We start from the raw sequence: 7,553 nt of genomic DNA, 5'->3' as shown, positions 1-7,553 counted from the left end.
CCATCGAGTTTCTCGATCAGCGGGTGGCTCGGGTTGAATTCGAAGATCGGCTTCGAATCCGGGACTTTCTGCCCGCTGGCTTCGAGGATCTGGCGCATTTGCAGGCCCAGGTCCTGTTCGCCGATGGCCAGAATGGCCGGCGAATCGGTCAGACGATGGGATACGCGGACTTCAGCCACGGAATCACCCAGCGCAGTTTTCAGACGCTCGACCAGGCCTTCTTTGGACTTGGCGACTTCTTCTGCGGCTTTCTTGTCCTCTTCCGAGTCCAGGTTGCCCAGATCGAGGTCACCGCGCGCCACGTCGACAAACGTCTTGCCGTCGAATTCGCTGAGGTAGCTCATCAGCCACTCGTCGATGCGATCGGTCAGCAGCAGCACTTCGATGCCTTTCTTGCGGAAGACTTCCAGGTGCGGGCTGTTCTTGACCTGCGCGTAGGTTTCACCTGTGAGGTAGTAGATCTTGTCCTGACCTTCCTTGGCGCGGGCCAGGTAGTCAGCCAGACCGACAACCTGCTCGCCGTCGTCGCCCTGGGTCGATGCGAAACGCAGCAGACCGGCAATTTTCTCTTTGTTGGCGAAGTCTTCTGCCGGGCCTTCTTTCATGACCTGACCGAAGTTTTTCCAGAAGCCTTTGTATTGCTCAGGCTCGTTCTTCGCCAGTTTTTCCAGCATGTCGAGCACACGCTTGGTCAGCGCGGTTTTCATCGAATCGATGATCGGGTCTTTCTGCAGGATCTCACGCGACACGTTCAGCGACAGGTCGTTGGAATCGACCACGCCTTTGATGAAGCGCAGGTACAGCGGCAGGAACGACTCGGCCTGATCCATCACAAACACACGCTGCACGTACAGCTTCAGGCCTTTCGGCGCTTCACGCTGGTACAGATCGAACGGCGCGCGGGCCGGCACGTACAGCAGCGAGCTGTACTCAAGCTTGCCTTCAACCTTGTTGTGGCTCCACGACAGCGGATTTTCGAAGTCGTGAGCGATGTGTTTGTAGAACTCCTGGTATTCCTCGTCTTTGACTTCAGTGCGCGGACGGGTCCACAGGGCGCTGGCACGGTTGACGGTTTCCCATTCAACGGCTGGGGCCTCTTCGCCTTCGGCCGGAGTGACTTCCTTCGGCAGTTCGATCGGCAAAGCGATGTGGTCGGAGTACTTCTTGATGATGTTGCGCAGACGCCAGCCATCCGCGAATTCGTCTTCGCCGGATTTCAGGTGCAGGACGATGCGGGTGCCGCGCTCTGGCTTGTCGATGGTGGCGACTTCGAACTCGCCCTCGCCTTTCGACGACCAGTGCACGCCTTCGCTGGCGGCAGTGCCGGCGCGACGGCTGTAAACGTCAACCTTGTCGGCGACGATGAAGGCCGAATAGAAGCCGACACCGAACTGGCCGATGAGGTGCGAATCTTTCTTCTGATCGCCGGACAGGTTTTTCATGAAATCGGCGGTGCCGGATTTGGCGATGGTACCCAGGTGGGTGATCACATCGTCACGGTTCATGCCGATACCGTTGTCTTCGAGGGTGACGGTCTTGGCGTCCTTGTCGAAGCTCACACGGATTTTCAGGTCAGCACCACCTTCGAGCAACTCAGGCTTGGCCAGGGCTTCGAAGCGCAGCTTGTCGACAGCGTCAGAGGCGTTCGAGATCAATTCGCGAAGGAAAATTTCCTTATTCGAATACAGCGAATGGATCATGAGGTGCAGCAGCTGCTTTACCTCGGTCTGGAAGCCCAGGGTTTCCTTTTGAGTTTCCACACTCATGGTCATCAAACTCCAATCAGATGGCAGTGGCCGCGACCCGAAATGGTCTGCGGCGGGTTGTCATCTGAGTTGGGGGCGCTGTTCAGGATTTCAAGGGCTCATCAATTTTGAAGTGCGCGCGGGCGGTGGCGATCGGTTCGGCCTCGGTACTCTGCCAGGCAGTGACCGCTACGTTAGCGACGCGACGGCCCTGACGGCAGACCTGACACCTGGCCCAGGTGTCGCGAAACTGCCCGGCGCGCAGGTAATCGAGGGAAAAATCGATGATCTTCGGCACACCCGGCGTGCCGGTGAAAATCAGCAAATGCAGGGCTGCGGCCAGCTCCATGAAGCCGGCAATCACTCCGCCATGGATCGCCGGCAATAAAGGGTTACCAATGTTGTCCTTGTTCGCCGGCAGTTTGAACAGCAACTCATCGCCGACTCGCGAGCACTCGATACCGATCAGCCCGGCATAAGGAATCAGTGCCAGCAGCGGCGTGTAATCGCCCTGTGCATGGGCCTGTTGCAGCTGCTCCCTGAGTTCGTTGCTCATTGGCTCGCTCCCTTGATCGCGCCCGCGAAACCCTTGCTGCCCTTCAGACCGGTGCCCATGCGCATGAATGTGCCGACGACGTGGGCAATCGGTTGCTCGGGATCGTCCTGGTAAGCAAAACCACGGGCAAAGATCACGTCGGTGGTGACGCGATAGCACTGGGCAAAGCCGTACACCGCTTTGTTCGGTTCAGCGGCGTGCATGTAGTCGATGCGCAGATCGAGGGTCGGACAGACTTCGAACTCCGGCAGCACGCACAGGGTCGACATGCCGCAGGCGGTGTCCATCAGCGAAGTGATGGCGCCGCCATGAATGACTCCGGTTTCGGGATTGCCGACGATTTTTTCGCTGTACGGCAGGATCACCGTCAGCCCTTCGCTGGAGGCACTGTGCACCTGCAAACCCAAGACCTGACAGTGGCGCAATGCCGATAAAAAGCGCGTCGCGCGCTCAAAAACGGGGTTTTCGGCCATGTGATAATTACTCGCGTTTGGGCCTTGTGCCAGTAGTGAGAAAAGCGGCAAAAGTTCCGTGATAAAACAAACTTATATATCTGAAACAATTGAGGAACTTAACCCGTAGCGCCGAGTTCTTAAGGCCAGTAGTTATTTTCCATAAGGAGATACACCCCATGCGTAAGACTTTAGCTATTGCCTTGATGTTGACCGCTTCCCTCGGTCTCGCTGCCTGCGATAAAAAATCCGAGGACAAAGCTCAAGATGCCAACCAACATGCTGAGCAAGCTCAGCAAGACATGAACAAAGCTCAGGATAAAGTGAACGACGCAGCAAAAGAAAACGCCGAAGCTGCCAAAGCTCAGGCTGAATCGAACGCCGCTGCTCAAGAAGAAGCCGCCAAAAAGCAATAAGCTTTCTGGTGTGAAAGAAAACCCGCCAAGTGCGGGTTTTCTTTTGCCTGCGATTTACCGGTTAGAGCAACACGGTTCTAAAAGTCGGACTAATCATCAGCAACAACGTACAGATGAAGCCAACTAGCCACATCAGGCTGCGCAACTTCGCCAGATCCGCCAGATAGAACCACAGATAGAACACTCGCGAGATCACGAAGATGATCGCCAGCGCATCGATCAGCCAACCCGCGGTTTGCGTGGTATGCGCCATCAGCACGCCGACGGCGAAGAGGATGAAGGCTTCGAAGCTGTTCTGATGGGCCGCCAGCGCCCTCGCACCGAAGCCGGTCAACTGCGCCTGCTGCTGCCGAGGCAAGTGATTGTCATACCCGCCCTGCTCTTTCATGGCCTTGGCCACCGGCATGCGCGCCACGTAGATCAATAAAGCACTGATAAACACACACCAGAACGGAACACTCATCAAACAGCCTCTTTGTTTGCCTCAGGGACGGGCGCCTCTGTAGGGGTATAGACCATGACATCGAGAACGTCGGAATGAAACTCGCGGCGATACAAAACCACCACGACTCCCGCGCTCATGATCATGAACAGCCACGGGCTGACGAACCACGCCAGCATGCTCATGCCGAAGTAATAAGAACGCAGGCCGAAGTTGAACTGGTTGGCCGCCATCGAAATCACCCGCGCCGCCCGTGAAGCGAAGGCCTTGCGTTCCTGCTCGGTCACTTGGCGCTCGCCGATCATCGGCGCTGAACCGACCAGAATCGCCGCGAAGTTGTATTGGCGCATGCACCAGCTGAACGTGAAGAACGCATAGACGAACACCAGTGCCAGGCACAGCAACTTGATCTCCGACATGCCCTGCGACGCCTGCTGCACCATCGGAATATCCGCCAACAACGACACGGCTCGGTCGGACGCACCGAGCACGGTGAGAATACCGGCGAGGATGATCAGCGTGCTGGACGCGAAAAACGAGGCGTTGCGCTCCAGATTGCCGATCACGCTGGCATCGGCGATGCGGTTGTCACGCAGCAGCATGCGACGCATCCAGTCTTCGCGGTAAAGGTGCAACACGCTGGCCAGACACGCCGTATCACGGGCCTTCCAGGTGGCATAACGGGTGTAACCGCCCCAGCAGACGACAAACCAGACGGCGGCGAGCAGGTGGATCAGATTGGCTTGGATGAACGACATTCGTTGTCCTGAGCAAGAGGAATGATGGAGGGACCCCTTCGTTTCGACGTGTTGGCTCGTAAAAAGACACGCTCATTGAAGAGTCAAATTTATTCAAAATAGACCGCAGCTATCAGTTTTCAGAGGCTTATACCTGTCAACTCTGACAGTAGCGCTGAGGGTATGGCGAGGCATAAGGTCGTTTTCTCAAACGGGAACACTGACCGCTCCCCTATCAGACAAGGATTTGAGCATGAGACCTTTGAACGCTGCGCTGCCCATTGACACAACGTTTGGCAACCGGGGGTACGCCGAGTCATTTGCTGCGGGAAGCCAGGCTTTGAACATCGCAGGCTTGCGCCCGGATGGAAAGATCCTTCTCGTGGGACAAACTTTTGTAGAGGGCAAGGCCAGTTTTCATTTGGCGCAATTACTGGCAGACGGTACTAACGATACTGGCTTCAACGAAAACGGTTTGATCGTAGGTACGTTTACAGGTTCGGGACAAGCCAGCGGCACTGGCGCCTGTCTTTATAAAGACGGCAAGGCGCTGCTTTTTGGGTATCAATATGATGAGGACCAAGGAACTCGATTTGCGCTTGCCAGATTCTTCGCTGATGGTCAAAGAGATCGCGATTTCGGTCTCGATGGGACGGTTTACGTCCCTTTCCTGCCACAGTCCGAATCGCAATTGCCAAAACCGGAAGCTTCCATCAAGTCGCAATCCAGAACCAGGTTAGTACTGACTGCTGATGAAAAAATCCTCGTCGGTCAAAGCAACCGACTGTTCAGACTTGATCAGAAAGGAGATTTCGATACCGCTTTCAACAACCAAGGCTGGCTGGATCTTGCAATGGGCATTGCTTCGATTTCAGTGGCAGAGGATGGAGTAATCACAGTCGCAGGTTCGAGGGCTGGAGAAGGAAAGATTGTGCGCCTGAACGTCGATGGAACACCCCATAAAGACTTCGGCGATGATGGCACCGGGACCATCTACATTCCATCGGATTACCCGGCCAGCGTACGAAGCCTGATGTTACGTGCTGACGGCAGCTTCTTTGTTGCTGGCCAGGTCGACACATCGCCTGACGACGTTTGGGGTAAAGGACGTAAAGCAATGATGGCCGCGTACAACCCGAACGGTAGACCAAATCTCGCATTCAATCAGGGTAAGCCTGTTGTCACTGATCTTGGATTAACCGACGGTTGCACTTTGTTCGATCTGAGTGGGGAGCCTGAGGATGGCTTGGTTGTGGTGGGGAGTACAGGGCAAATAACCAGGGAGCAAATGCTTGCCTGCCGCTATCTGGCAACGGGTGAACTGGACACAACCTTTGGAGATGGCAAGGGATACGTGACTCACTCTATGGGGCCCGGTATGCAATGGATCTCGGTGGCAGTGCAGCCCGACAAGCGAATACTCCTGAGCCGTGACAGCGACAACGTCAATGTGGGAGCTCTGGTCGTACGTTATCTGGGCTGAGGATTATCAGCTCTGATAAAAAATGCCCCGTATCGATTGATACGGGGCATTTCTGTTTAACCGGGGCTGACCCACTTGTGGCGGGTCTGAACCACGTCAGGCAGTGACTTCGCTGCGCTTGCCCAGCAGGCGATCGCAGACCACGGCGACCACCAGGGTCATCACGCACGGCACCAGCCACGCCAGACCCTGCTCGCTCAGCGGCAGATGGGTCAGCTGAGTTGGCATCCAGTCGGCCAGACCAGCGCCTTTCAAGGCGTCGATGGTGCCGAAAACGAAGGAAACCAGCATCACCGGGCCAAGAATGCGCCCGTGCTCATGCCAGAAATCCTTACAGAAGCTCAGCGCGACCAGAACGATGCACGGCGGGTAGATCGCAGTGAGTACCGGAATCGAGAAAGCAATGAGCTTGGTCAGACCAAGGTTGGAGACCAGCAGCGAGAACGCCGCGAGGATAATCACCAGCGTCTTGTAGGACAGTGGCAGCACACGGCTGAAGTATTCAGCACAGGCACAGGTCAGGCCAACCGCCGTGACCAGACACGCCAGCGAGATCAGCACCGCAAGGAAACCACTGCCCAGCGAACCGAAGGTGTGCTGCACGTACGCATGCAACACCGCCGCGCCGTTGGTGGCGCCGACCGCGACTTCATGGCTGCCGGACCCGAGGCGGAACAGGCTGACGTAGACCAGTGCCAGACCCACGCCGGCAATCAGCCCGGCAATGATCGCGTAACGGGTGATCAGCGCTGGCGACTCGACGCCACGGGAGCGGATCGCGTTGACGATAACGATGCCGAATACCAGTGCGCCGAGGGTATCCATGGTCAGGTAACCATTGATGAAGCCTTGGGAAAACGGTGCCGCCACATACTCTGGAGTGCCGTGACCGATGTCACCCGCCGGCAAGGCGAACGCGGCAATGCCCAGTACTGCCAGCGCAATGATTTTCAGCGGCGCGAGGAAGCGGCCCACGGTATCCAGCAAACGCCCAGGGTAGAGCGAAATGAAGAACACCAGCAGGAAGTACACCGAGCTGTAGAGGAACAGCGCCAGCGGGCTCTCGCCGGTCAACGGCGCCAGACCCACTTCGAAGGAAACGGTCGCGGTACGCGGAGTGGCGAACAGCGGACCCACAGCCAGATAGCATGCCGCCGCGAGGATACCGCCGGCGATCTTGCCGATCGGGCTGCTCAGCGCATCCATCGCGCCGCCGACCTTGGCCAGCGCCACCACAGTGACTACCGGCAAACCTACGGCGGTTATCAGAAAGCCCAGCGCGGCCATCCAGACGTGAGGTCCGGCCTGCAAGCCGACGATCGGCGGGAAAATGATGTTACCGGCCCCGACAAACAGGGCAAACGTCATAAAACCAAGTGCCAGGATGTCCTGACCTTTCAAAACTTTCATTAAGGTAATACCACACTACTGAAATCGGAATTTAGAGGGGGATTGCCCTGTTGGATTAGGGAAATGCTGTCGATCCGTATGGGACTGACCCTTAAAGCGCGTGGCTGCCTTGTGGGCGGCGGACGCAAAAATGGCGGCCAGCCTAACGAATTTGGCTGACAAACGCACTGTTAGAGGGCGAACTATCCGATACGCGACGTTTCAGTGTCGCGTTTACATATCTATTTTTCATACAGAGAACCTGTATTCATCACAACGAACCTGTGGCGAGGGGATTTATCCCCGTTGGGCTGCGCAGCAGTCCCAAAGAAT

General features: G+C 56.6%; 8 protein-coding genes. 2 read left to right on the top strand and 6 right to left on the bottom strand.

Annotation, left to right across the window (positions count from 1 at the left end):
- From htpG to F8N49_RS23210, 3 genes are all read right to left on the bottom strand, one after another.
- A partial coding sequence (htpG, locus tag F8N49_RS23220) for a molecular chaperone HtpG (protein ID WP_151552754.1) occupies window positions 1-1,766 on the bottom strand: 1,766 nt, incomplete at its 3' end.
- 82 nt (window positions 1,767-1,848) lie between these two features.
- Window positions 1,849-2,301, bottom strand: coding sequence for a PaaI family thioesterase (locus F8N49_RS23215; RefSeq protein WP_071171477.1), 453 nt, complete (start codon window positions 2,299-2,301; stop codon window positions 1,849-1,851).
- Window positions 2,298-2,774 (bottom strand): PaaI family thioesterase, encoded by a 477-nt coding sequence (locus F8N49_RS23210; RefSeq protein ID WP_071171476.1) that lies wholly within the window; start codon window positions 2,772-2,774, stop codon window positions 2,298-2,300. The genes F8N49_RS23215 and F8N49_RS23210 overlap by 4 nt, the downstream gene beginning before the upstream one ends.
- Before the next feature lie 158 nt (window positions 2,775-2,932).
- On the opposite strand from F8N49_RS23210, the gene F8N49_RS23205 reads away from it, so the two are divergent.
- Complete coding sequence (locus F8N49_RS23205) at window positions 2,933-3,169, top strand: hypothetical protein (RefSeq protein WP_007959016.1); 237 nt, start codon at window positions 2,933-2,935, stop codon at window positions 3,167-3,169.
- Between the two features lie 61 nt (window positions 3,170-3,230).
- Here the strand turns inward: F8N49_RS23205 and F8N49_RS23200 are convergent, their stop codons facing one another.
- On the bottom strand, window positions 3,231-3,632 hold the full coding sequence (locus tag F8N49_RS23200; RefSeq protein WP_151552752.1) for an MAPEG family protein: 402 nt from the start codon (window positions 3,630-3,632) through the stop codon (window positions 3,231-3,233).
- Entirely contained in the window at window positions 3,632-4,369 is a 738-nt protein-coding gene (locus F8N49_RS23195) for a DUF599 domain-containing protein (protein WP_016773682.1), read from the bottom strand. Before F8N49_RS23195 ends, F8N49_RS23200 begins: the two co-directional genes overlap by 1 nt.
- Before the next feature lie 232 nt (window positions 4,370-4,601).
- On the opposite strand from F8N49_RS23195, the gene F8N49_RS23190 reads away from it, so the two are divergent.
- Window positions 4,602-5,831, top strand: a complete 1,230-nt coding sequence (locus F8N49_RS23190) for a hypothetical protein (protein ID WP_151552750.1) — start codon at window positions 4,602-4,604, stop codon at window positions 5,829-5,831.
- 96 nt (window positions 5,832-5,927) lie between these two features.
- On the opposite strand, the gene brnQ is transcribed toward F8N49_RS23190, so the two are convergent.
- Window positions 5,928-7,241 (bottom strand): branched-chain amino acid transport system II carrier protein, encoded by a 1,314-nt coding sequence (gene brnQ / locus F8N49_RS23185; RefSeq protein WP_016773681.1) that lies wholly within the window; start codon window positions 7,239-7,241, stop codon window positions 5,928-5,930.
- Between the last annotated feature and the right edge of the window lie 312 nt (window positions 7,242-7,553).

Source organism: Pseudomonas sp. GXM4, from assembly GCF_008923895.1.
Taxonomy (GTDB): domain Bacteria; phylum Pseudomonadota; class Gammaproteobacteria; order Pseudomonadales; family Pseudomonadaceae; genus Aquipseudomonas; species Aquipseudomonas atacamensis.
The sequence above is the reverse complement of the archived record's forward strand: the minus strand, read 5'-3'. Positions and strand labels throughout refer to the sequence as shown.